Origin of the sequence: Bellilinea sp. (assembly GCF_034432615.1) — a bacterium.
In the GTDB taxonomy this organism is placed as follows: domain Bacteria; phylum Chloroflexota; class Anaerolineae; order Anaerolineales; family Anaerolineaceae; genus Bellilinea.
Genome location: NZ_DAOUBL010000339.1, coordinates 1 through 23729, shown reverse-complemented (window position 1 = coordinate 23729; position 23729 = coordinate 1). Strand labels below are relative to the sequence as shown.

Annotated in this window: 16 protein-coding genes; 11 read left to right on the top strand and 5 right to left on the bottom strand. The window is 50.0% G+C overall.

Annotated elements, in window-relative coordinates:
• Positions 1–31: 31 nt before the first annotated feature.
• A complete protein-coding gene (gene gyrA, locus VAE48_RS15345) occupies positions 32–2809 on the top strand; it encodes a DNA gyrase subunit A (RefSeq protein ID WP_322794211.1) in 2778 nt (925 codons plus the stop codon).
• A gap of 2 nt (positions 2810–2811) precedes the next feature.
• Here gyrA and VAE48_RS15340 read toward each other — a convergent pair whose 3' ends face one another.
• From VAE48_RS15340 to VAE48_RS15325, 4 genes are all read right to left on the bottom strand, one after another.
• Positions 2812–3915 carry a nuclear transport factor 2 family protein gene (locus VAE48_RS15340; RefSeq protein WP_322794210.1) on the bottom strand — a complete coding sequence of 368 codons (1104 nt, stop codon included), beginning with the start codon at positions 3913–3915 and terminating at the stop codon, positions 2812–2814.
• Positions 3916–3944: 29 nt separating this feature from the next.
• Complete coding sequence (locus VAE48_RS15335; RefSeq protein ID WP_322794209.1) at positions 3945–4517, bottom strand: HDIG domain-containing metalloprotein; 573 nt, start codon at positions 4515–4517, stop codon at positions 3945–3947.
• Complete coding sequence (locus VAE48_RS15330) at positions 4514–5203, bottom strand: SanA/YdcF family protein (RefSeq protein ID WP_322794208.1); 690 nt, start codon at positions 5201–5203, stop codon at positions 4514–4516. Before VAE48_RS15330 ends, VAE48_RS15335 begins: the two co-directional genes overlap by 4 nt.
• Before the next feature lie 90 nt (positions 5204–5293).
• Entirely contained in the window at positions 5294–6358 is a 1065-nt protein-coding gene (locus VAE48_RS15325) for a phosphate/phosphite/phosphonate ABC transporter substrate-binding protein (RefSeq protein ID WP_322794207.1), read from the bottom strand.
• A gap of 86 nt (positions 6359–6444) precedes the next feature.
• On the opposite strand from VAE48_RS15325, the gene VAE48_RS15320 reads away from it, so the two are divergent.
• On the top strand, positions 6445–7116 hold the full coding sequence (locus VAE48_RS15320; RefSeq protein ID WP_322794206.1) for a DUF4230 domain-containing protein: 672 nt from the start codon (positions 6445–6447) through the stop codon (positions 7114–7116).
• A gap of 12 nt (positions 7117–7128) precedes the next feature.
• On the opposite strand, the gene VAE48_RS15315 is transcribed toward VAE48_RS15320, so the two are convergent.
• Complete coding sequence (locus tag VAE48_RS15315) at positions 7129–7956, bottom strand: biotin/lipoate A/B protein ligase family protein (protein WP_322794205.1); 828 nt, start codon at positions 7954–7956, stop codon at positions 7129–7131.
• 135 nt (positions 7957–8091) lie between these two features.
• On the opposite strand from VAE48_RS15315, the gene VAE48_RS15310 reads away from it, so the two are divergent.
• The 9 genes from VAE48_RS15310 to VAE48_RS15270 all read left to right on the top strand — a co-directional run bounded on the left by VAE48_RS15310 (position 8092) and on the right by VAE48_RS15270 (position 23692).
• On the top strand, positions 8092–9324 hold the full coding sequence (locus VAE48_RS15310; protein ID WP_322794204.1) for an ROK family transcriptional regulator: 1233 nt from the start codon (positions 8092–8094) through the stop codon (positions 9322–9324).
• A 138-nt stretch (positions 9325–9462) separates the two neighbouring features.
• Entirely contained in the window at positions 9463–10785 is a 1323-nt protein-coding gene (locus tag VAE48_RS15305) for an extracellular solute-binding protein (protein ID WP_322794203.1), read from the top strand.
• A gap of 90 nt (positions 10786–10875) precedes the next feature.
• Positions 10876–12096, top strand: a complete 1221-nt coding sequence (locus VAE48_RS15300; protein ID WP_322794202.1) for a sugar ABC transporter permease — start codon at positions 10876–10878, stop codon at positions 12094–12096.
• The gene (locus VAE48_RS15295; RefSeq protein WP_322794201.1) at positions 12093–12938 is read left to right on the top strand and encodes a sugar ABC transporter permease; all 846 of its coding nucleotides are present in this window, start codon (positions 12093–12095) and stop codon (positions 12936–12938) included. The genes VAE48_RS15300 and VAE48_RS15295 overlap by 4 nt, the downstream gene beginning before the upstream one ends.
• Before the next feature lie 24 nt (positions 12939–12962).
• On the top strand, positions 12963–14741 hold the full coding sequence (locus VAE48_RS15290) for a glycoside hydrolase family 13 protein (protein ID WP_322794200.1): 1779 nt from the start codon (positions 12963–12965) through the stop codon (positions 14739–14741).
• Complete coding sequence (locus VAE48_RS15285; protein WP_322794199.1) at positions 14738–16432, top strand: alpha-amylase family glycosyl hydrolase; 1695 nt, start codon at positions 14738–14740, stop codon at positions 16430–16432. Before VAE48_RS15290 ends, VAE48_RS15285 begins: the two co-directional genes overlap by 4 nt.
• Positions 16433–16465: 33 nt before the next feature.
• A complete protein-coding gene (locus VAE48_RS15280; RefSeq protein WP_322794198.1) occupies positions 16466–18637 on the top strand; it encodes a two-component regulator propeller domain-containing protein in 2172 nt (723 codons plus the stop codon).
• A 25-nt stretch (positions 18638–18662) separates the two neighbouring features.
• Positions 18663–21791, top strand: a complete 3129-nt coding sequence (locus VAE48_RS15275) for a glucodextranase DOMON-like domain-containing protein (protein ID WP_322794197.1) — start codon at positions 18663–18665, stop codon at positions 21789–21791.
• 176 nt (positions 21792–21967) lie between these two features.
• On the top strand, positions 21968–23692 hold the full coding sequence (locus VAE48_RS15270; protein WP_322794196.1) for a nucleoside kinase: 1725 nt from the start codon (positions 21968–21970) through the stop codon (positions 23690–23692).
• Positions 23693–23729 lie beyond the last annotated feature (37 nt).

The window sequence follows — 23729 nt, the reverse complement described above, 5'->3', positions numbered from 1 at the left end:
ATATATTCCGATCCAGCGAGGAGTGGTTTTGATGGAGATTGGACTCGTTCGTAAAGTGGATATTGACCATGAAATGCAGCAATCCTATCTGGATTATGCCATGAGCGTGATTGTTGCCCGGGCTTTGCCGGATGCGCGGGATGGTTTGAAACCGGTGCAGCGGCGGATCCTGTATGGCATGTACGATATGGGGCTGAGAGCCGATTCCGCCTATAAAAAATCTGCCAGAATAGTTGGTGAGGTTTTGGGGAAGTATCACCCTCATGGGGATCAGGCAGTATACGAAGCTATGGCGCGCATGGCCCAGGATTTTACGATGCGTTACCCGCTGGTGGATGGACAAGGTAATTTTGGCTCGATTGACGGCGATCCACCGGCTGCCATGCGCTACACTGAAGCGCGCCTGACGCCGATTGCTTTGGATTTACTGCTCCAGTTGGACCGTGATACGGTTGATTTTGATCGGAATTTTGATGATTCTTTGAATGAACCACTTGTGCTGCCAGCTGCTTTGCCAAATTTGCTGATCAACGGTGCTTCCGGCATTGCTGTGGGCATGGCTACCAGTATACCTCCCCACAATTTGGGTGAGGTGATTGATGCGCTCATCTATATGTTGGAACGATGGGAACGATTGGAGGATATTGGTGTTGATGACCTCATAAAATTTGTGCGTGGGCCTGATTTTCCTACTGGCGGCATCATTCTTCAGGAAGACGGCGGAGAAGATTTGCTCACAGCGTATGCGACCGGTAGAGGTAAGGTTACGCTGCGCGGAAAAGTACAGCTGGAGGAAATGGGCAGAGGTAAGAGCCGCATTATCATCACCGAATTACCCTATCAGATTAATAAATCATCGCTGATTGAACGGATTGCCGAACTTGCCCGTGAAAACGAGCTGGAGGGAATCAGCGACCTGCGGGACGAATCGGATCGGCAGGGGATGCGAATTGTGATCGAATTGAATAAAGTAGCCGAAGAACAAAACGTTCTGCGTGAACTTTATCGGCGCACTCCTCTACAATCCACTTTTCGTATTTCGTTGTTGGCACTCGTGGACGGTGAACCGCGTCTGCTTTCCTTGAAACAGGCTTTGCGGGTGTATCTGGATCACCGGATTACGGTGGTTCGGCGGCGCAGCGAACATGATCTTGAAAAGGCTCGCCAGCGGGCTCACATCCTTGAAGGACTGCGGATTGCACTGGCTAATCTGGATGAAATGATCAACCTGATCCGCAAGGCGCAAGACGTGGAGGATGCCCGGATTAAGTTAATGAAACGGTATAAACTCAGCGAAATTCAGGCTAATGCGATTCTCGAAATGCAATTGAGGCGTTTGGCTGCATTAGAGCGAAAAAAGATCGAGCTGGAATATCAGGAAACGCTCAAGATTATCAAAACCCTGACGGAATTACTACGTTCAGCAAAAAAGTTGCGCGAAGCTGTAGCCGAAGAACTAATCAGCGTTAAGCAAAAATATGCAGACCGACGGCGGACCCAGATTGTCTCACTCAAACAGGGTGAAGCGGCAAAAGATGTACTGACAACCAGTGAATTAATGCCCGAGGAAAAGGTCTGGGTGGGGGTTACCCGAGAGGGATTGATTGGCAGAATCTCCGCTGAAAAGCAACCCCGCTTAACCGGAAAAGACGCTCCCGAAACAATCCTTCTTTGCAGTTCAAACCATACCCTCTATCTGGCTGCTCGGGATGGGAGGTGTGCGGCGATTGCGATCCAATCCCTGCCGGATGTGGAAAATTTCAGCGAGGGAATACTCATTTCCAAAGCCTGTCCACTCAGCAGTGAAAGCCTGCCGGTGGTTTTATTCTCGGCTCCTTTGAAGATTCCCCAGGAGAAAGATTTTTTTATTGTAACTATCAGCCGTAATGGTATGGTGAAAAAAACCGAGCTACGGGAATTGCCCGGCCCTTCGGCGCAGACCTTTACACTGGTAAAAATTAATCCCGGTGATGAACTGGTGAGTGTATTAATCACTGAGGGAAACGAGGAGATCATTCTGGTGAGCAAGAGCGGAATGATGATTCGATTTGCCGAAAGTGAAGTCCGCCCGATGGGGTTGGTTGCTGCCGGTGTCAATGGAATAAAGTTGAGCAGCGGCGATGAAGTAATCGGTTGCATGGTGTTCAACCCGGATGAAGATTTACTTTTGATGACTGAAGATGGAAAAGGATGGCGTATTCCCGCTTCTCAAACCGTGTTACAGGGAAGATACGGGCAGGGAATCATCGCAGCGCGTTTGGTCAAAGGCAACGGGTTGGTAGGTGCGGTAAGCGGAGCGGGGGATCGAAATATCCTGGTTTATTTTGACCATCTGGCGGCGAAAAGCATCCGCATGGATAGTATCCCGTTGATGAAACGCGCAACCAATGGCAAGCCGATTTTCGACCTGAAAGGCGGCGAGAAGGTGAGAGGGCTCAAGGCGGTGATTCATCATTTGGGAAAATGGGAGACATCCAGACCCGAAAAGTCGGTGAGGCGAAGCCGGCAAGTTCCCGAGAAAGCGGTTGCTGAGCCATCCCGCTCATCCCAAAAACCCGCCAGAGAGGTCAAGGGCGAAAGAAAAGGGGTGCAAACCAAACAGGCGGAATTGCCTCTGGAAAGCATCGGAGAGGTTTCAAAACCCAAAGGGCAAACGAAAAGAAAACCCCAAACCGCGTCACCGGCAACGAAAAAAAATTCTACTCCCAAGGCAACAGCGAGGAAAAAGCCAGCAATTCCCCCTGCATCCCAGGCGGAAGTGATCCAACAAACACCGAAGAAGCGGGGGCGAAGGCGCAGTAAAGAGTAGTATTATGCGGAAATAGTGAAGTTGGTGTAATGGTAGGCTATTTTGCCATCCATGATTCCAACAGTATCGCTGCCGTTTTTAACCATGATGTTGCCGGATTGGGCTGTCCAGTTGAAGTGGCGGCTGTTGCCGCTTTGAGAAGCGTGGGTTAGCGTAAAAGTTGCAGCCGGTAAAAGATCATTAAACAGGGTGGTGTACCATGCCCGAATTGCCTGACTTCCCTGAATAACCCGCGCTGGGGTGATGTGGACGGCATCGGGATGGTAGAGATGAAGGATCAAGGAAGGATCGTGCAGGTTGAGTGCCTGGAAATACAGTTCAATAATATCGGGAGGGGGTGGCTGGGGTGACAACGAAAAATGAGCGATGACATCCCAGAGGGCCGGAGTTTGTTTACGACATTCATCCCATGAAAAAAAGTTAACCGCACTCAGTCCTAAAGCCTGCACGGTGCGTAAAAATTCGAGAATGTCCTGTTCGGTGGGTGCCCATCCGCCAGTTTTATAGGTTGGGCCGGTAGGAATGACCGGCCGAAATGGGGTCATACCCTGAAACTCTCGAACACTGCGCCGCAGTTGTGCTTCAGGATTGTGGGCTTTTTCCCAATATACCTGAGGCATGTTGAAGTCCACGTATTCAAGAAAAACTTTCCAGGGCAGTTGGGGGTGATAGGATGGAAAGCGATAAGAGGAAAGCGCCATGGGCAGGTTGGGCAAAGCTTCGCGCAGCTTACCCATAAAGCGGCGGGCGGCGCGCTCTTTACCGGCTTGCTTGTACTCGATTTCCGCATCAATGACGTAACCGTCCAGTTGAAATTGTTGAATGCGCCGGATGGCAATGTTGGCCTCTGCCAGCGGATCGTTCCCATAAACATAATGCCAGCCCCAAACCTGAATGCCTTTATCGCGAATAGCCTGAACTACCGGCGGAAGCGGGTCGGTATTGTTTTTGCGATCAATATTGACCGGCCAGCCGCCATCGGCGATTTTAACGAGAACATGGGAGAAACCGGCCTGTTGAGCGGCGCTGGCAATTGCCAGAGGGTTGCCCCCCTCACAATCTTGAATTTTCCAGATAAAAAAACCTTTCCCCACTAATCCAGTCATGTCATCCTCCCTGATGCAGGTGTGATTATTTATTGAGGCTTGAGATTGCCTTCAAGCCCCAATTGAGGGGCGATACTTCGCATAGCCAGAATAACATTGTCCACATGTTGCCATAATTCCACGCCGAATTCTTCCGCCCCGCGGGCGATTTCCTCCCGGTTTGCGCCGGCGGCAAAAGCACGGTCTTTCCATTTCTTCTTTACTGAGGAAGAGGTGAGGTCATATAGAGAGCGACTTGGACGCACCAGTGCAACGGCGGTGATTAAACCGGTAACTTCATCGCAGGCGTACAGGGCTTTTTCCATTAAAGTCTGGCGTGGAACCCCCGTGTGATCAGCATGGCTGAGAATGGCGCGAATGATTTCTTCGGGAACGCCGCGCTCCCGCAAAATTGGCACACCGGCTTGCGGATGTTCTTCCAGTGTTGGGTGGATTTCCCAATCAAAATCATGCAGGAGACCGGTCACTCGCCAGAGTTCTACATCCTGGTTTAATTGGAGGGCATAGAATTGCATGGCTGCCTCGACGGCCAGCATGTGATTAACCAAATTCTGATTTTTTACAAATTCTCTGACGATTTGGAATGCCTCATCTCGGTTCATGGGTGAGCCTGCTCCTGTAAAGAAGATTCGTCGTTCACACCGAAAATCGGTTCGGGTTCCCCCAGTACGGGTAATGGGCGGGTTATAAACACATCCACAAAAGCCATGGCGGTTGCGGGTATTTCACGGATGCGCCAAAAACGGTGAGCGTATTGACTGTAAGTCCGTTGATCGGCAATGACGCCAACCGAATCAACCCCGAGGCCATTACAGGTAAAAATGGCGCGCGGCAGGTGAAACCGTTGGGTGACCAGAATTGCCTCACGAACACCAAAAATATGACGGGCGCGGTAGCAGGTATCATAAGTACGGCGGCCGGCATAATCCAAAACGATGTCTGCTTCTGGCACTCCCAGCGAAAGAGCATAGCGTTTCATCGCACCGGGTTCATTGTAATCCACAAATCGGTTATCTCCGCTCATGAGAATTTTTTGAACTTTCCCATCAAAATACAACTGAACTGCTGTAGCCACGCGATCCCGCAGGACGGGGGAGGGTTGGCCATCGCGGGTCAGACCCGCGCCAAACACAATGGCTACCGGCGCAGAAGGGGCTTGCTCAACCTGAAATTGCCGTGCACGGGCATACCACTCCGCAATCATATTGGGAATACCCAAGCCCAAAATGATGGCAATGCTGCTGAAAAGCAATAAACGGATTAAGAACATCAGGATTTTCTTGACCATGCGGCGATTTTACCATGTCATCAGTGGAAAACCGCTCTTCAGGATAGTACAAGGTTCATGCCAGAAGTGATGCCCGGAAAAATGAGGGAATCAACGTCCAATCCAATCGGACAAATCAACCCCAGACCAGCGTACAGCCGAGCGTAAAGGGTCATAAACCGAATCATCCACAACCTGAAGGTCCTGTACATCATAATCATTCAACGCTTGAGTGAGGCGTCGTTTTCCATCACTGGTCTTCACCAATTCCAGAAAGGCGGCATTGATTTGCTTCACCATCGAATCGCTCACCGCATTAGCGTAGGACAGATTCAGGTTGGGGATATCGGGATTGGATTGCCAGATGATGATCACCCGCTGTGGAGCGTCGGTTAAGTCGTTAATTACCTGACTGGAGGTGCGCGGGTCGCCAGAGATTGAAAAGGTGACTCCGAAATCACAAATGCCTTTGATGTAAAGTGAGCGTACCACGGCTGGATGGGTTTGAGCAAATACGCCGTTTTGGGTCTGGATGCCGAGCTGTTCCAGAATCCCGAAGGGGAGAATGTAACCGGAAATTGAGCCGGGTTCGACCCAGCAGGGCCGGCTTCCATTCAATTGAGCAAGCGCGGTTTGTGCATCTGCTGTGCTGAGGTTGGCAAGCGGGTCAAAATAGGAAACATAGCCGCTTTCGACATTGGCCAAAAACTGAGTACCGTAATAAAACGTGCCAAAATGGTTGGTCAGTAACCCGATTTTCACCCAACCTCGATTGTGGGCGTGGATGTAAGAGAGGGGTTGCAGCCAGCCGAGATGAATTTTCTGATCTTTGAAGGCATTGACCAGATTGGCGGCGTTGTCAAAAACCACGATTTCAAACTCGTAACCGGTTAGTTCTTTAAGATTGTCGCGAATCTCGCTGCGAGAAATTTCAATGCGGCGATTGCTTTCGGTTTCCTGCAAAAAAGCAATTCGCAGCGGATTCTGGCTGCTGCCAAGTGGTGCGGGGGTTGGGGTGGAGGTTGAAGATGGCGTAGGAGTTGTTGAAGGGGTTGGGGTTGGTGTATTGGCCGGTTGAGTGTTACATGCCGCCAGGGCCATGATCAACATTATGGTTACGGTTACAATTTTCAATAATAAGGGTTTGTATTTAAGAAACCTGAGCGGCTGATTCACAGAGTTATTTCTCCAGAATAAATGTATATTGATTATAATCCGAGTTAAGTTCTGTCCATGAATAGAGGAGTCATTCAGGTGATGAGATGAATGTTCATTCGATTTTCAAAGGGCTGTTGCTGATTATTCTGTCTTTTGCGCTGGTCTTTGCACTGGCGATTATTGTTTTAGTGTCCGTGGTGCGAAACACAACTCAAGAGGCCTTACAGCCGATGGAGCAGGTGCGGGATGCCATTGCAACCCAATCGGCCCTGTTGTTCAACCCAACTCCAACCATCATCCCCGATCCGGTGACCATTATCTACGAAATCCGCTCGCTCGCGCGATTGGAAACTGCGCAGTATTCCATGGAAAAAATTATTACTGCCGAGGCAGGTCAGGGCGAATTGAGTTTTTTATTTGGTGATAAGTTGCTCTTCGTAGCCCATGGTAAGGTGATCGCAGGGGTGGACCTGGAAAAATTAAAACCGGAAGATTTATGGGTTCAAAACGGCGTTTTATATGTTCGATTGCCAGCAGCTGAGATTTTTGTGGCTACTTTGGATAATGATCTTTCCTATGTCTATGACCGCGAAACGGGGATTTTACGGCGTGGAGAGATCAATTTAGAAACTCTAGCACGTCAGGCTGCTGTTCGGGAAATTGAAAAAGCTGCGATTGCCGATGGGATATTAGATTGGGCGCGATTGAACGCTGAATCCTACCTCGGCAGGTTGTTTCGCAGTCTGGGTTACGCCGACGTGATCTTCGTCAAGTAGGGAGGGTAGAGTTTAAATGCGTTCTGTCCAGGAGGGGTGTGCGTATTTTTGAATCAATAATTCTTCAGCGCAACTTAATTCCTCTACGTCTGGCTCTGTTTCCAAAAATTCAATATTTAATACCTGCTCAAAGGCAGTTTTGAAGGCGTGTGCAGCCGTATCCCAGTCCAACACTTTTCCGAGTATCATTTCGACGGTTGTGGCGTGATCCAGTAAACGCTGAGCAGCCTGCCGGCGTTCCGTTTCATTCTCAAAGCGCAACGCCTGAGTAATGCGGGTAAGGTCACCATACAATGGCAAAGACCCGTGCTGAAGAACCCCCTTGTAGCGGCGGGCCTGTGCGCTGCCAATCAGTTTTTTACCCTGGACGGTGATTTCGTAGTTGGAGGGCACTTCGAAACAGACCGCAGCATTGGGTTGGCTACCCTCGGGGATAGGATATTCCTTATCGGCTGTTGCCGGCAGATCGAGGAGGTGCAAAGCCTCGACCAGTGCTGTTGAAAGGCGGCGGTAACTTTCCAAAATAGAACCGGCTACACGTGGTTCATTCTGTGGAGCAATAACAGCGTAGGTGAGTTCGTCGGTGTGCAAAATTGCCCTTCCGCCGGTGGGACGTCGCACCAGTTCCCAGCCATTTTCGACAAGATTTTGAAAATCTACATCTTTTATGGGCTGAGCGTAACCCAAAGAAAGACAGGCCGGCTCCCAGGCGTATAAACGCAATACAGGGAGCGACTTACCCGCTGCAACAAACTGGAGAATGGATTCATCCAGCGCCATGTTCCAAGCGCCGGGCGCAGGTGGTGTTTTGATTAATCGCCAGACTGATTTTGGAAACATAGCCAAAATTATACCCGAAAGGATTGAGTTGGGTTAGAATCTTGTATATACATTTTTTTGTATTTTCAAAGTATTTGTTAAGTTACTTGACATTCTTTCCAATTTGGTTATAATAGTTTCAAGAATCAGGGAGAAATGCGCCGTTTGGATACCACAATCTGGCAAGTTCCCAAAGCGAATGTTAAAAATCTTAACAAGCATGCCACGCTGGATTTAATCCGTTTCAGTCCGAGCGGAATTTCTCGAATTGAACTTTCGCGTGAGTTGGGACTGACCCGTGCGGCGGTAACGGCTATTGTTGGGGATTTGATCAAAGCCGGGTTGGTTCGCGAAACCAACGGACAATTTTCACGGGGTCGGCGTGCCATTGCGCTGGAAATCAACCCGCAAGGCGGGCTGGTGGTGGGGGTGGATATTGGCGCAACTCATGTCACCCTGGTGCTGGCGGATTATCTCGCTCATGTAATGGATGAGGTTGAAGCTTCGCTGGATATTTTCCAGGGGCCGCAGGTCTGTCTGCCATTTGTTGACCAGTTTTTACGCTCGTGGCTGGACGAATTGGGTGTAAATCTGGCTCAGATTACAGCAATTGGGGTGGGTGTACCGGGCCCCATTGTGACCGATGCGGGTATGGTGAGCGGTCCGCCGATTATGCCGGGTTGGGATCTATTCCCCATTCGGGAGTGGTTGGAAAAAGCCTGGGGCTGCCCGGTGACGCTCGGAAATGACGCGGAGTTTGGCGCCTTAGGAGAGTGGGCGTTTGGGGCCGGGCGTGGAGTTGACAACCTGGTCTATATCAAGGTAGGAACCGGCATCGGGGCAGGTTTGCTGATTGATGGTCAAATTTATCGCGGCACAACCGGCTGTGCCGGTGAAATTGGGCATGTTACAATAGAAGAGAATGGCCCGTTATGCACCTGCGGAAACCGGGGTTGTTTGGAGGCATTGGCTGGTGGACGGGCAATTGCCCAGAAGGCAATTTTTGCCATCAAAGCCGGGGCGCGCACAACTTTGAGCGAGCTCCCGTCTGTAGAGGCGATCAGTGCTATGGACGTGATAGCCGCAGCCCGAAAAGGTGATCATCTTTCCCAAAAGCTGGTTCAGGAAGCAGGATATTACCTTGGAACCGCTTTGGCGAATTTGATCAACCTGTTTAATCCGACCAAGATTGTGATTGGCGGAGGGGTTGCACAAGTAGGTGATTTACTGCTTGATCCGGTGCGCAAGGTGGCCAAACAACGCAGTCTAAAAGTCGCATCACAAGCGGTAACCATTACTTCTGCCGTGCTTGGCAAGCGCTCTTCGGCAATGGGCGCTGTTGCTCAGGCAATTTCATTGAGTTTACATCAGCTGGCTGAAGCAAGTTAATTATTTGAAAGGAGGTGATGTGCAGGATTTTCAAGCGCAATTTGAAGACTTATTTGCCCCAGAAGAGAATACCCTTTTACCAGGGTTGCCCTCCATCGGAGGGACTCGTAAAATCCAAATTCTTTAAGGAGGAAAGAGATGTTTAAGAAAGTAATGCCCTTGATCGGCCTTTTGCTGATCGCTTCGTTTGTTCTGGCAGCCTGCCAGCCTGCGGCTACCCCGACGGCTGCGCCGGAACAGCCAACCACTGCCCCCGCAGAACCCACTACGGCTCCTGCAGAACCCACTACAGCTCCTGCAGAACCCACCACTCCTCCCACTGCCGAGCAGGTGACCATTACAATCTGGCATCAGTGGGATGGAAAGTACCTCGAAGCCATCACCCAGGCATTCAAGGATTACGAAGCCTCCCACCCGAATGTCAAAATTGACCTCTCCAAACCGGAAGATGTAGCCAATGCTTTGAATGTGGCCATCCCCGCTGGTGAGGGTCCCGACATCATCGGTTGGGCAAACGACAAAATTGGTGAACAGGCGTTGCAGGGTAACATCGTTGCGCTGAATGACTTCGGTATTGACAAAGCCTTCCTTGAGAGCGTTTATACCGAATCGGGTATCAACGGTGTGACCTGGATGGATACAATCTGGGCACTCCCGGAAACCATGGAAGGTATTGCGCTGGTTGCCAACAAAGCACTTGTCACCGAAGAATACCTGCCTACAGACCCATTTGCCTGGGATGATCTTCTGGCAAAGGCTGAAAAATTCTACGCAGATAAGGGAATTCCGCTAATCTGCAATCAGGGCTTTGGGGCTGAAGATGCCTACCACATGTCACCGATTTATTTCGGTTTCGGTGTGCCGGCGTATGTGGATGAAGACGGCAACGCCTACATGGATACTCCTGAAGCGCTGAAAGCGGCTGAATGGCTGGTCAAACTCAAAGCTGTTTCCCTGGCTGAAAACAGCTACGATATCTGCAATGCTGCCCTGCAGGAAGGCAAAGTTGGCATGTGGTGGACCGGCCCGTGGGCAATTGCCGGTATTGAAGATGCGGGTATTGATTACACCATCGTTTCCATGGGTAAACCCTTCGTGGGGATCAAGACCCTCATGCTGAGCAAGAACGCAGTTGACCGCGGTAAAGCCGAAGTGGCACTGGATGTGATGAAGTACTTCACCAGCGCCGAAGTCCAGAAGAAACTGGCTCTGGTCAACAAAACCATCCCTGCTCAAAAAGCAGCCATCGAAGATCCCGAAGTGGCTCAACTGCCGGCCGTGGCTGGTTACGGTAAGGCGCTGGCAATCGGCGTTCCGATGTCACCTTCACCGTTCTCCTCTGCCCAGTGGGGTCCGGTTGGCCGCGCTTCAGCTGCCATCTGGACGGGTGCGCAAGATCCGCAGACTGCTCTGAAAGAAGCTCAGGCAGCCATTATGGAAGCCGTGGCAGGAATGAAGTAAACTTGTGATGTAAACAGGGAGAGCCAGCAAGTGTGGCTCTCCCTCTTCTTAATTCTCCCCCTTTTTAGGAACAGGATAGAGGAGTCCGATATGAATACCTGGAAGGGAACTCGCAAGGGCCTAACGATTTTTTTCTTTCTCTTTCCAACCATGTTGGGGATCCTGGTGTTCAATGTATATCCCATTGTGCTGAACACCTATATTTCATTTACCAATCGGAATAAATTCCGCCCAAAACCGGACTGTGAAGTGTTCCTTACCGGTCTCCTCGATCCTCTGTGCTGGCCGCAATTTCGACAAAATGCTCAAGGGGGACTGGGGCAGCCATATCGTTTAGCGGAACCGTTGTTCGCCAACTATCAGGCACTGTTGGGTAAACTCTTTTCGGCTGAAGCTTTGATTGCGCTGGGTAAAATTTTACTGGCTTTCACCCCGCTGATTGGAGCGGTATATGTTAACCGCAGACTAGATCGAGAGATCGAGAGGCCGATCTCATCAGGAGGGGTGTGGCTGATTGCCATTGCGCTGGTCATTGGACTGGGCGTGTTGTTATCTATTCGGGCTGCATTCAATCAGCTGATGACGACCGGTCCATTTATTATCGTTGTCTTACGCACGATTCTATTTGTTGCCATTCGGGTGCCGTTGACGTTCGTTTTTGGATTGACGCTGGCGTTGATTTTGAATGATCCCAGACTGAAAGGTAAGACATTTTTCAGGGTGGCTTTGTTTGTACCCTGGGGAGCTTCCTCGGTCGCCATCCTGATGGCGTTGGTTTGGCAATTTTTCTTCCGCCAGCAGGGTACGATTAATCAATTGCTCTCTCAAATTGGAATCCAGGGCCCAATCTGGCTGCAAAATCCGGTCAGCGCTTTTGGTGTGGTGGTTCTGGCGGACCTGTGGTTTTCCTACCCCTTCTTTATGGTGGCGATTCTTGGCGCGCTCCAATCCATTCCGGTTGAATTGTATGAAGCTGCCGAGGTGGATGGGGCGAACTGGTGGGTGCAATTGCAGCGCATCACCTTGCCGTTAATTCGTCCGGCGGTTCTGCCTGCCACCGTGTTGACTTCGATCACGGCTTTTCAAATGTTTGGTACCGCCTATGCAATCACCGCTGGCGGTCCTCTTGCAGGTGCGGATACACCGGGGGCAACCGAGTTTGTGATGGTATATGCCTACCGTCAGATTTATCAGCTACAAAATTATGGGCGGGCTACCGCATTTGCCGTGCTGATCTTCATTATGCTTTTCCTGGCTACCCTGTACAGCCTGCGAATTACCCGCATCACGAAAGGAGCGTATGAATCATGATTAAGAGAACCCCCGTTGGCGTTCGTGTTTTACAATATACCTTTTTAGTGATTGCGGTGATATTTGCGCTCTACCCGGTTTGGTTTGCCCTTTTGGCTTCGGGTCGCTCGGGAGGTCGGTTGTATACACTCAGCCTGCCGGGAATGTTCTTCCCGGTGGATTGGAGTTTTGAAAACTACCGCTTTATGCTTTTCGAAAGACCCTACCTGACCTGGATCACCAACAGTTTCAAGGTGGCCAGCATCACCACAATTTTCAGTCTGGTGGTGTGCACATCGGCGGCATTTGCTTTATCGCGTTTTCGCTTCAAGGGGCGCGAATTTTTCCTCATCTTTTTACTGGCGATCTCCACGTTCCCGGGCATCCTTTCACTGGTTGCCATTGCGCAGGTGTTGACGGCAGTTGGTCTGTTTGGCAAACATCTGGGCCTGATTCTGGCTTTCACATCGGCAACCCTGGTTTTTTGTACGTGGAATCTCAAGGGTTACTTTGACACCATACCGATTGATCTGGAGGAGGCTGCCCAAATTGATGGCACGACTCCCGTGCAGGCCTTCTTCCTGATTGCCCTGCCGTTAGCTCGCCCTGCTTTGGCGGTAACTGCCATTCTGGCCTTCATGACCGGCTGGGGTGACTTTATCTTTTCCTCAGTGCTGGTACCGGCACCGGATACGGTTAAACTGGCTGTACCGGCGTTATATTCACTGGCAAACAGTGTTTCGGTGCCGTGGGGTCAATTTGCTGCCGGCGCGGTCATCGTGGTTATCCCGACGGTGCTGGTTTATCTGGCTTTGAACCGTTACTTTGAAGCCGGATTAACAGTTGGCGGAGTAAAAGGATAAACCAATTTCAAAAAAGGTAAGCGGGTGGACGATTTTATTTTTGGCACTTTAGCAACCGAACAGTTAAAGAGAGAGCGGGTATATGGAATTCGGGCGGGAATCAGCCATAATTTTCGGCGATTACCGCTGGATCCGTTACCCGCTCAACCGGTAAGACTTATTTTATCCGTTGGGCCGGAATACCCTGTGCGGCGTGGTTGGGTATACTGGACAACCGATGGAAGTGACCCGCAGGGCTCTCAGGGCAGAGCCTTGAACGGATTTGCCGCTCCTCTGTTTTTTACTCATACGGAATGGGATACCATCCTGTGGGGCTACCTCAGTTATTATGAAGCGGTCTTGCCGGGTTTTCCAACCGGCAGTCTGGTGCGTTATCATTTTGGTTTTGAGATGGCGGATGGGGGTGAGAAACTTTCGGATCAGGGTCAGATTTTTGGGTTTTATGTGGATGACGATCCGCTCCCGGTCTGGACGAAAGACGCGGTGGTGTATGAGATATTCGTGGATCGCTTTTCGCCGGGAAAGAATCAACCATGGCCCAATCCATCTTCTTTGAGTGATTTTTATGGGGGTTCGCTGCGAGGGATTACCGAACAACTGGATTATCTGGTTGATTTGGGCGTCAATGTGCTCTGGCTGACGCCTGTTTTTCCCAGCCCAAGCCACCACGGCTATGATGCCACCGATTTTTTTGAGATTGAACCTCGCCTGGGCGGTAAAAGGGACTTCAAAGAATTGCTCGTCGAAGCCCACCGGAGGGGCATTCGGGTGTTGATGGATTTTGTTCCCAATCATATCTCTAACATGCACCCCTATTTTCAGCAGGCTGTTTCTGACCCTGCCAGTCCTTATCGCCAGTGGTTCAACTTTCGTCGTTATCCCGATGACTACGAGACCTTTTTTGGGGTGACAAGCCTGCCAAAATTGAATTTGCGCCACCCGGCAGCGCGTCAATATGTGCTGGATGCCGCCAGATACTGGCTGGAATTTGGTGTGGACGGCTTTCGGGTAGATTACGCCATTGGACCGGCTGCGGATTTTTGGGCAGAGTTCCGCAAGGTTACCCGGCAAGCCAAAGCCGATTGCTGGACATTTGGAGAAATTGTGGATCCTTCTGATGTCCAACTGACTTTTGCCGGTCAACTGGACGGAGCGTTGGATTTTATTCTGCTGGAGGGTTTGCGTCAGTCGCTGGCGTTTGGACGCTGGGATGGGGTAAAACTGGCTTCTTTTCTGGAACGACACCATGCGTATTTCCCGCAAGATTTTTCGCGCCCTTCGTTTCTGGATAATCATGACATGAATCGCTTCCTTTGGGCAGCAGGAAACGACCAGCGTCGTCTCAAGCTGGCGGCACTCCTGCAGTTCAGTCTTGTGGGTCCACCGGTAATCTACTACGGTACAGAGGCTGGGTTATCGCAGCAGCGGGATGTACGTCAGAACGGACGCGGCATACCGGAGGAATCCCGGTCGCCCATGTTGTGGGGAGAGGAGCAGGACAAAGACTTGCTGAAGTTTTATGGTCAGTTGATTCGGGTTAGGAAACAATTTGCTGCTCTCCGCAGAGGAACCTGCAAGGTGCAGGATTGCAACGAGGCCATCCTTGTTTTGGAGAGAGAATTCGAGGAAGAACGGCTTACAACCGTGATCAATCTTTCTGCTACCCGGCAGACACAATGGCTAATAGGTCACTGGATCATGCAGGTAGAAACGGGGAGCGGCTGTGAGGTGATCCTTGAAGGGCAAACCAGCAAGGTTACAATTCCGGCGTTGAGTGGCGCTATTCTTTCAAGATTGCAATGATTTCAATTCAACTCAAACGGATTTTTGTATTTTTGATTGTCCTCTTTCTCATCAGTTCCTGTGCTGGCTTATCAGACAGGGCAGCCGAGAGTGCAATCACCCCGCTTCCCTTGCAATCGAACCAAACACCTACCGATAAGGTGCTGGAAGAGGTGGATTGGTGGAAAACGGCGGTTTTCTATCAGATTTTTGTTCGTAGTTTTTACGACTCGGATGGGGATGGGATTGGCGATTTTCGAGGATTGGTTCAGAAACTGGACTATTTGAATGATGGCAATCCGAAAACAGAGAATGATTTAGGAATTAACGCGTTGTGGTTGATGCCTATTCATCCATCGCCGTCTTATCATGGCTATGATGTTACAGATTATTATCAGGTTAACCCTGACTATGGCACTTTGGATGATTTCAAGGATTTGATAGATGCGGCTCACCAGCGCGGAATGCGTGTGATTATTGATCTGGTGATCAATCATACCTCAACCCGGCACCCGTGGTTCCAACAGGCTCTGGACCCGCAATCACCCTATCACGACTATTACATCTGGCAGGATGAAAATCCAGGTTACACTGGCCCAGAAGGACAAAAGGTTTGGCACCGCGCTGCCAATGGCAAATATTACTATGCCCTTTTCTGGGATCAAATGCCGGACTTGAATCTGGAAAACCCGGCTGTAACGCAGGAAATTTATCAAATTGCCCGCTTCTGGCTGGAAGAGGCGGGCGTGGACGGTTTCCGCATTGATGCTGCCAAGCACCTCATTGAAGAGGGTAACGATCAGGAGAATACCGACTCGACCCATCAATGGTTTGCGGATTTCTACAGGTATTACAAGTCTATCAATCCGCAGGCAATAACGGTGGGAGAGGTATGGTCAAACAGTTTTGAGGCGGTGCGCTATCTTCGCAATCAAGAGATGGATGTGGTGTTCAATTTTGATCTGGCGCGTTCAATTTTGAGTAATGTCAACAATCGGAATGCCACTTCGCTTAACAATACGCTGACTTTTGAAACGCGGTTATTCCCACCGGGCAGTATGGGTATTTTTTTGAGCAATCATGATCAAGACCGGGTCATGACTGTTCTCATGCAGGATGAAAGCAAAGCCCGCATTGCTGCTGCAGTATACCTGACCAGCCCGGGTGTGCCATTTGTTTACTACGGTGAAGAAATTGGTCTGACGGGACAGGGAGATCATCGGAATATTCGAACTCCCATGCACTGGTCGGCAGAATCAAAGGCGGGATTTACCAGCGGCACGCCGTGGCTGTTCCCAAAGCCCGATTATGCCGAGAAAAATGTTCAGAATCAATTGCAAGATTCAAGTTCGCTGCTGCGCTTTTATATGAACCTGCTGCGCATCCGTTCGCAGTCCGAAGGGCTACAAAGCGGGCAGTTTTATCCAGTCGCCTGTTCTTCAGCTGCCGTTTTATCCTACGCGCGCGTTACCCAGAATGAACAGGTACTGGTGATTTTGAATTTGAGCAATCAACCTCAAGAGAAGGTAACCTTTCGCACATTGGAAGGACTGCTCCCCGGCAGGTACCGCTTGCAGCCGTTGACAGGTAAAATCGTGGAGGTGGTCGTGTCGGTACAGCAAGATGGGAGTTTGCAAGAGTTTGAATTTCCGGATACCGTTCCGGTGGGTGATGTATTGATTTATCAATTTGAGAAACTACCGGAAAATTAAACTACCTCTTCAAAATAGGGGTAGCAAACAGTCATGTTAGCAAAATTACTCAACTTTCCCTTACGTGCCTTGCCCAAGTGGTGGAAGCGCTGGCATACGATTGCGCTGATTGTGGCGCTTTCTGGATTGATTCATGCCTGGGCAGTCTGGCAATTACCCCTGGATGCAGATGAGCCGGTCTATATGCGGGCGGGCAGGGATTATGCTCAACTGATTCGGCAGGGGGATTGGACAGAAATCATCAACTATGATCAAAACAAAGAGCATCCCCCGCTGGTCAAGTTGATGTACAGCCTGCCATTTTTGATCAAGGGAGAAAATGTCAATCCGGATTTTGAGTTTTACTTCAATCGCTCCACCAGTGCGTTTTTTGGGGTGTTACAGGTCTTCATCCTTGCCCTTTTTGACCCTCTGGCTGCATTTCTGTTGACCTTCCATTCTTATACCATCAAGTACACCAGTCAAGTTTATCTGGAAGCCTTTCCCCTTTTTGCTTCCCTGTTAGCCGTTTTACTGCTTCGGAAATCCCTGGAAGACGAAGCCCAAAAAGCCTCCTATGGATTTTTTTGGATTGCGGCAGCGGCAATGGGAGCAGCAATTGCGGGAAAATATCCATATGGATTGATGCTCATTCCCGTTATTTTCCTGCTTTGGCAATTTCGAAAGAAGGTCAATATTCAGCAAATGATGGTTTGGATGGGGGTTGTTTTGGTAACCTTCTTCATTCTAAATCCATACTTCTGGAATGAGCCATTCCGCAGGATATTGGAGGTTGTTTCCTTTCATCAGGCTTATACCGAAGGGGGGGATGTCACACGCGCCGGTTACCCATGGTGGCAGCCGGTCATCTGGGTGGCGACTGCCTTGCCGTGGCATCCACGCGTTTTCTTTTTCCTCACATTGGATGAATTTATCTTTTGGGCCGGGGCGGTTGGGCTTTACTTTTACGGCCGTAAAGAACCGTGGTTGCCGGGGTGGTTCCTTGTACAGTTTATCATCTTGTTGATCTACCCGACCAAGTGGCCGCAATATTCCTTGATCGTTATTCCGGCGCTTTGTTTAAGTGCATCTGGATTTTTGAGGTGGGGATATACCTGGATTCTCGAGAAAGAAAGTTATTGGGATTATCTGGAGGAAATGTTCCCAAAACCGCCAAGAGTGTTCTGGTGGTTGATTATCGGCTTTACGGGATTGATTGTCATTGGGAAAGTTACTTACGAATATGATCAGGCTTTGCTGCGGCGGGGTTGGCAGCATTTGATGGCGCAAACTGCGCCATTGCCTTCCAATACGATTTATGATTTATATCTGCGATCGAATGGGGATATGATGATTGCCACTGCTCAAGGCGCTGCGCTATGGCATGTTACGCAAGGGTCGCCCTGGGGGGAGGATAGCCGGGTTTACAACCGCCAAAATTCAGGCATTCTTGATGAAAGTGTGCGGGTAGTTTACGAAGATCAGAGGGGAAATCTGTGGTTTGGCAGCGATAGGGGTGTAAGTTGCCTGTGCGAGGATCGGTGGGTACAAATTTCAGAAGATGCGTTTGGGGTAGAAGAAGTTCGCGTGCGCGCGCTGGTTGAAGATGGAGAGGGAAATTTGTGGGTGGGGAGTCTGAGCGGCTTATATCGCTGGGATGGACAGCAATTATCTTCGTATAGCCAATTAGTTGGTGGCCTTGCTGACCTGCGGATATTTGCACTTGCATTTCAATCCGACCATGGCCAGGAATTTTTGTGGCTTGGCACACAAAAGGGCGTTTCACGCCTGGAGGTTTCAACACAAGCACTTGAAAGTTGGGATTTTTCTGCCCGCGATTTGAGTTGGGGCGGAGTATCCGACCTGATCGTAGATGCCCAAAATCGGGTTTGGATTTCTACGATTGGGGGTGGCGTGGCACGTTGGGAAGGCGAAGAATGGCTCTTTTACCGTTTAGGCAGCTCTGGATTGCCTACCAGCGTGGTGAATAGCATTATCGAGCAGCCGGGCAACGGGTTTTGGATTGGACACGGCTTCCCGACCGAACCGGGCGGATTGATCAGCCGCTTTGACGGTAACGATCATTGGATCGTTTATCGAGACAATAATTCTGGTTTTAATGGAGGCGAACCCTTGACATTCGCCTTTGATCCAATGGGAAGACTCTGGATTGGAACTGCATTGAGCGGTTTGCAAATTTATGATCCCGCTCTGGCAAAACGATAAATTGAATTGGAAGGAGTATAAGAAGATGAAAACAGCTCACCGTTTGATTTTGATTGCTCTGGTACTGGTTTTGGCAGTTTCAGCATGCCAGATCCAAACCGTGACCCCGGTTGTGCCAACCGAACCGGTGATTGTCAATACAACTGAACCGATGAAACCAACCCCAACGCCGGTATTGGAGCCGGCTGTTGAGGATGTGCTTTACCTCAATTTGATGTGGCATCAGCACCAGCCTCTCTATTACAAGAATGAAAACGGGGTTTATACCCGCCCCTGGGTACGGGTTCATGCCACAAAAGATTACTATGATATGGCGTATCTGGTTTCCCAATATCCCAATGTACATGTCACCTTCAATCTCACACCGGTATTGTTGCGTCAGCTGGAGGATTTCGTCAACAATGGTGCCAAGGATTTGTACTGGGTGATGACGGAGAAACCGGCAAGCCAGTTAACCGATGAGGATAAACTTTTTATTCTGCAGCGTTTCTTTGATGCCAATTGGGATAAATTGATCGGGCGTTACCCGCGCTACAAAGAATTATTAGAAAAACGCGGCGGTACGGATGCCGAAGCCATTCAAAATGCCTTAAATACTTTCACAGAACAGGATTTCCGCGATCTGCAGATCTGGTGGAATCTGGTGTGGTTTGACCCGATGTTCCTAAATCAACCCCCGCTGAAAGAATTGGTTGAAAAAGGTCAAAACTTCAGTGAAGAGGATAAAGACATTCTCTTTCAGGAAGTGCGGCGGGTGATGGCGGAAATCGTCCCGCTGCATCGGCAGTTGCAGGAGGCCGGGCAGATTGAGGTTACCACCACCCCTTACGCTCACCCTATTTTACCCTTGCTCATTGATACCAATATACAGGCCAAAGGTAACCCTGGCTCGGATTTACCGCAAAAGTTCTCCTACCCGCAGGATGCGCTTACCCACCTGCAACGCAGCGTTACTTTGTACCAATCGAATTTCGGTCAACCCCCGCGCGGATTGTGGCCGGGTGAGGGGGCAGTGGCGCAGATTATGGTGCCATTTGTTTTGCGGGCCGGTTATTCATGGATGGCAACCGGTGAACCCGTGCTGGCTAAGTCGCTGGGATTGGAAGCTTTTACCCGCGATAGTAAGGAAACGGTCAATCAGCCGGATGATCTTTATCGCCCATACTATGTGACCAATCAATCTGGTGATAAATTGGCCGTGTTCTTCCGTGATGGGGTTCTTTCGGACAAAATTGGATTTACTTATTCGGGTGTTTCTGGTACGGCTGCTGCAAAGGACTTGATTCAACGCCTTGAAAATATCCGTGCCAAATTGAAAGAACAAAATGCTGAAGGTCCTCACGTTGTTTCAATCATTTTGGATGGAGAGAACGCCTGGGAATACTATGAAAATGACGGCATTGAATTCCTGAGCACTTTTTACCAGCTGCTTTCTGAAAGTGAAACCATCCGCACGATTACACCGAGCGAGTACATCCAGAAGTTCCCCGACCAGCAGCTGATACAAGACCTGTTCCCGGGGGCATGGTTCAGCCCGAATTACGATACCTGGATTGGCGAGGCAGAGGAAAATACAGCCTGGGAATATCTGCGGCAGACCAGGGAAGTGCTGGCGAAGTACGATATTTCGAAAGTACGCCGGGCGCCGGCAGAGAAGATTGAAACCGCACTAGATTACATGCTGTTGGCGGAGGGTTCGGACTGGTTTTGGTGGTACGGAGCCGATCAGGATTCAGGTCAGGATGAGTACTTTGATCGAGGTTTCCGCGAACTGCTGCGTAAAGTGTTTGAAACCTTAGGTGAACCGGTACCGACCTTTGTGGATGTCCCCATCATTCAAGCCCGCCCGGTCAGCGCCGAAACACCATTACAAGGGATTTCTTCACCGCTCGTTGACGGCAGCATTGGCGCTGAGGAGTGGGACAAGGCGGCTTATTACCCGGCTGCTGAAAGCAGTCAACTGGCAGGTTTTGCCTATGCTTTGGATGCAAATAATCTTTACCTGCGAGTTGATGCTGCCAGCGGCGGCGCAATGGCGCGGGTGTTGGAAACGCCGGTGGTGATCTACCTTCAGGACCGACGCATGAAAACCAGTTATCCGTACACTCTGGCGGAGCAGCCTGGTCTATTAGGAATGGCTGCCAGTTATGCTCTGGTCTGGAATGGTGGTCGTGACCTGACCCTTTTCAAGGCCGGTAAGGAAGGTTGGGAAGAAGGTGAAGCGATTGGAGCGGCGGCCTCAAACGCTGGTGTATTGGAACTTTCCGTACCCCTTGCTCTGCTGGGTGAATTTGAAACCGGAGATGAATACCGCTTCTTTATTGGTATTGGGACGGATCAGGCCTTGTTTCCGCAGAAAGGACCAGCCCAGTTCGTGATTCCGGATTTGGGGCTTTCAACCGTTTTATTTGAAGTTGAAGACCCTGAAGGAGATGATTACGGACCCGGTACCTACACATATCCAACGGATGCGGTCTTTCAGAACAAAGCCTTTGATCTTAAATCCTTCCGGGTTTCTTATGATGATAATAATCTGATTTTCCGAATCGGTTTTTACGGCCCCATCCCGAATCCGTGGGGTTCTCCAAATGGTTTAGCAATTCAAACCATTGATATCTACATTGATCAAGACCCGGGAAGTGGAACGGGAGCGCGTTTGTTGTTGCCCGGACGGAACGCAGCTCTGTCCAGCGGTAACGGCTGGGATTATGCGCTGTGGTTGGAAGGATGGACTCCCCAGGTCTTGGTTCCAAAGAGCGATACACTTGAGCCAGTTCAAGCCAGCGAAATCAACATGAAAATTCTGGTTGATCCGGCTGCCCGCACCGTTACGGTGCGCGTGCCGCGTACCTCATTTGGAAACGGTGACCCCTCAACATGGGGCTTTGCAGTTGCCGTGCTGGGACAGGAAGGTTATCCATCAGCCGGAGTCTGGAGAGTGCGGGATGTAGAGCAGAAATCAGCTCAGTGGCGGTTTGGTGGTGCACCGGCTGACGGTCGGCGCAATCACACCCGCATCATTGACCTGATCTGGCCGGCGGAAAGCCAGACCAGTCAGGAAGTGATGTTGGGCAGTACTTATTTACCCAGTCAGGCAGACCCCGGCACTCTATCTGCAAATGACTTCGCACAGATTGAGCTGCTCAAACCGTAAAGGTTCTGCGTAAAAACCTGATTTTCCTGCAAGGGCTTTGAGCGACCAAAGCCCTTGCAGATTTGTCGGTTACTTTGAAGAGAACAACACGTCAATCTCCATACGGCTAGATACCAGGATGGTATATACTGGTTTTTATCCTTGAAACATCTTTCACGGAGTAATCTGAAGCAAAGATGAGCGATCCTGCAAAATCTCCAATCCATTTTATAAAACCACGCGACGAGGTTGAAGTTCACCTGCCGGATGGCAGGGTGTTGCAGGGGAAACGCAATACCCCTGTGGGTGAATTTCTGAAGGCATTACCAGAATGGGATAATCCTCTGATTGTCGGAGCAATTGTCAATCATGAATTGCGGGAATTGACCTACCCGATTACTATCGAATCGAAAGTTATCCCGCTCACGATGGCCAGTGCAGACGGTGCGCGCATCTATCGGCGTTCACTCACCTTTCTGCTGGAAGCAGCCTTTGAGGAACTTTTCCCGGACGCAGTTTTAACGGTGGATCATTCGGTCACTTCTGGTGGTTATTACTGTCAGGTAGGAGGAAGAGATCCGCTCAGCGAGGGGGAATTAAAGCGTTTGGAATCCCGAATGCGGGAATTGGTGGAACAAGATTTGCCATTTGAGCGTTTGACCGTGCCGCTCAAAGAGGCCGTTCAATATTTTGAAACCAAAGGGCATCAGGATAAAGTCCGTTTATTAAGATACCGGCATCGCGAGACCCTGGTTCTGTATCAACTGGGTTCCCACCGCGATTATCATCACGGCTACATGGTTCCCTCAACCGGGTACCTGCGCTGGTTTGGTCTTAAAGCAATGGATGAAGGTTTTATCCTACAATATCCCCGCCGTCATGCGCCGAGAGAATTGCTGCCTTTGCCGGATTTTTCAATCCTCCTGAAGACCTTTAAACAATACGGAGCATGGTTGGCTCATCTTGGAATTGACAGCGTGGGCGCTTTGAATGATGCAATTTCTGCTGATCGCATCCGCGAGATTATCCTGGTTTCCGAAGCACTGCATGAACAGAAAATTGCCGAAATTGCCCGGGAAATTGTCCGACGCGCCAATCAAACCCGCATTATTCTGATTGCCGGTCCATCCTCCTCGGGAAAGACAACCTTTGCCAAACGGCTCTCTGTCCAATTGTTGGCGTACGGTTTATCACCGTTCGCCTTAGAAATGGATAATTACTTTGTGGATCGAGAGTTGACACCGCGCGACGCAAATGGGGATTACGATTTTGAAGCCCTGGAAGCACTGGATGTTCGCCGGTTGGAAAAAGACCTGACCAGGTTGATACAAGGAGAAGAAGTTCAATTACCTCGCTTTGATTTTCGCGAGGGTAAAAGTCATCCAGGGGAAATTGTCCGGCTGGAGAAAGACCAGCTGGTTATTTTAGAAGGAATTCACGGTTTGAATCCGCGCCTTTTACCCAATGTCCCAACCGGGCAGACTTTCCGTATTTATGTTTCATGTCTAACCCAATTGAATCTGGATCGTCATAATCGAATTTCTACAACCGATACACGCTTATTGCGAAGGATTGTCCGGGATGCGCGAGAACGGGGTTATTCTGCTCTTGAGACCATCGGACGCTGGGAATCGGTGCGCAGGGGGGAGAAGAATCACATTTTTCCTTTTCAAGAAAATGCGGATGAAATTTTCAACTCTGCACTGGTTTATGAGCTATCGGCGCTCAAGCGGCTGGTTGAACCTCTGCTCAGACAGGTCCCTTATGGCACAGCGGAGTATATTGAAGCAAAACGATTGCTGGCATTTATCGAGTGGTTCCTGCCGCTGGATATGGACTTGATTCCAGACAATTCAATTTTAAGGGAGTTTATTGGGGGTTCTATTTTGCGGGACTTCAAAATCTGGCGAAAGACGGGATGAGGTTTGCTTCAGTTGTGCCTGAATCAAAAACGAGCCT

Excerpts from the sequence above, each read along its gene's own strand:
- gyrA (WP_322794211.1), top strand. The coding sequence starts at position 32 with ATGGAGATTGGACTCGTTCGTAAAGTGGATATTGACCATGAAATGCAG.
- VAE48_RS15340 (WP_322794210.1), bottom strand. The coding sequence starts at position 3,915 with ATGACTGGATTAGTGGGGAAAGGTTTTTTTATCTGGAAAATTCAAGAT.
- VAE48_RS15335 (WP_322794209.1), bottom strand. The coding sequence starts at position 4,517 with ATGAACCGAGATGAGGCATTCCAAATCGTCAGAGAATTTGTAAAAAAT.
- VAE48_RS15330 (WP_322794208.1), bottom strand. The coding sequence starts at position 5,203 with ATGGTCAAGAAAATCCTGATGTTCTTAATCCGTTTATTGCTTTTCAGC.
- VAE48_RS15320 (WP_322794206.1), top strand. The coding sequence starts at position 6,445 with ATGAATGTTCATTCGATTTTCAAAGGGCTGTTGCTGATTATTCTGTCT.
- VAE48_RS15315 (WP_322794205.1), bottom strand. The coding sequence starts at position 7,956 with ATGTTTCCAAAATCAGTCTGGCGATTAATCAAAACACCACCTGCGCCC.
- VAE48_RS15310 (WP_322794204.1), top strand. The coding sequence starts at position 8,092 with ATGCGCCGTTTGGATACCACAATCTGGCAAGTTCCCAAAGCGAATGTT.
- VAE48_RS15305 (WP_322794203.1), top strand. The coding sequence starts at position 9,463 with ATGTTTAAGAAAGTAATGCCCTTGATCGGCCTTTTGCTGATCGCTTCG.
- VAE48_RS15300 (WP_322794202.1), top strand. The coding sequence starts at position 10,876 with ATGAATACCTGGAAGGGAACTCGCAAGGGCCTAACGATTTTTTTCTTT.
- VAE48_RS15295 (WP_322794201.1), top strand. The coding sequence starts at position 12,093 with ATGATTAAGAGAACCCCCGTTGGCGTTCGTGTTTTACAATATACCTTT.
- VAE48_RS15285 (WP_322794199.1), top strand. The coding sequence starts at position 14,738 with ATGATTTCAATTCAACTCAAACGGATTTTTGTATTTTTGATTGTCCTC.
- VAE48_RS15280 (WP_322794198.1), top strand. The coding sequence starts at position 16,466 with ATGTTAGCAAAATTACTCAACTTTCCCTTACGTGCCTTGCCCAAGTGG.
- VAE48_RS15275 (WP_322794197.1), top strand. The coding sequence starts at position 18,663 with ATGAAAACAGCTCACCGTTTGATTTTGATTGCTCTGGTACTGGTTTTG.
- VAE48_RS15270 (WP_322794196.1), top strand. The coding sequence starts at position 21,968 with ATGAGCGATCCTGCAAAATCTCCAATCCATTTTATAAAACCACGCGAC.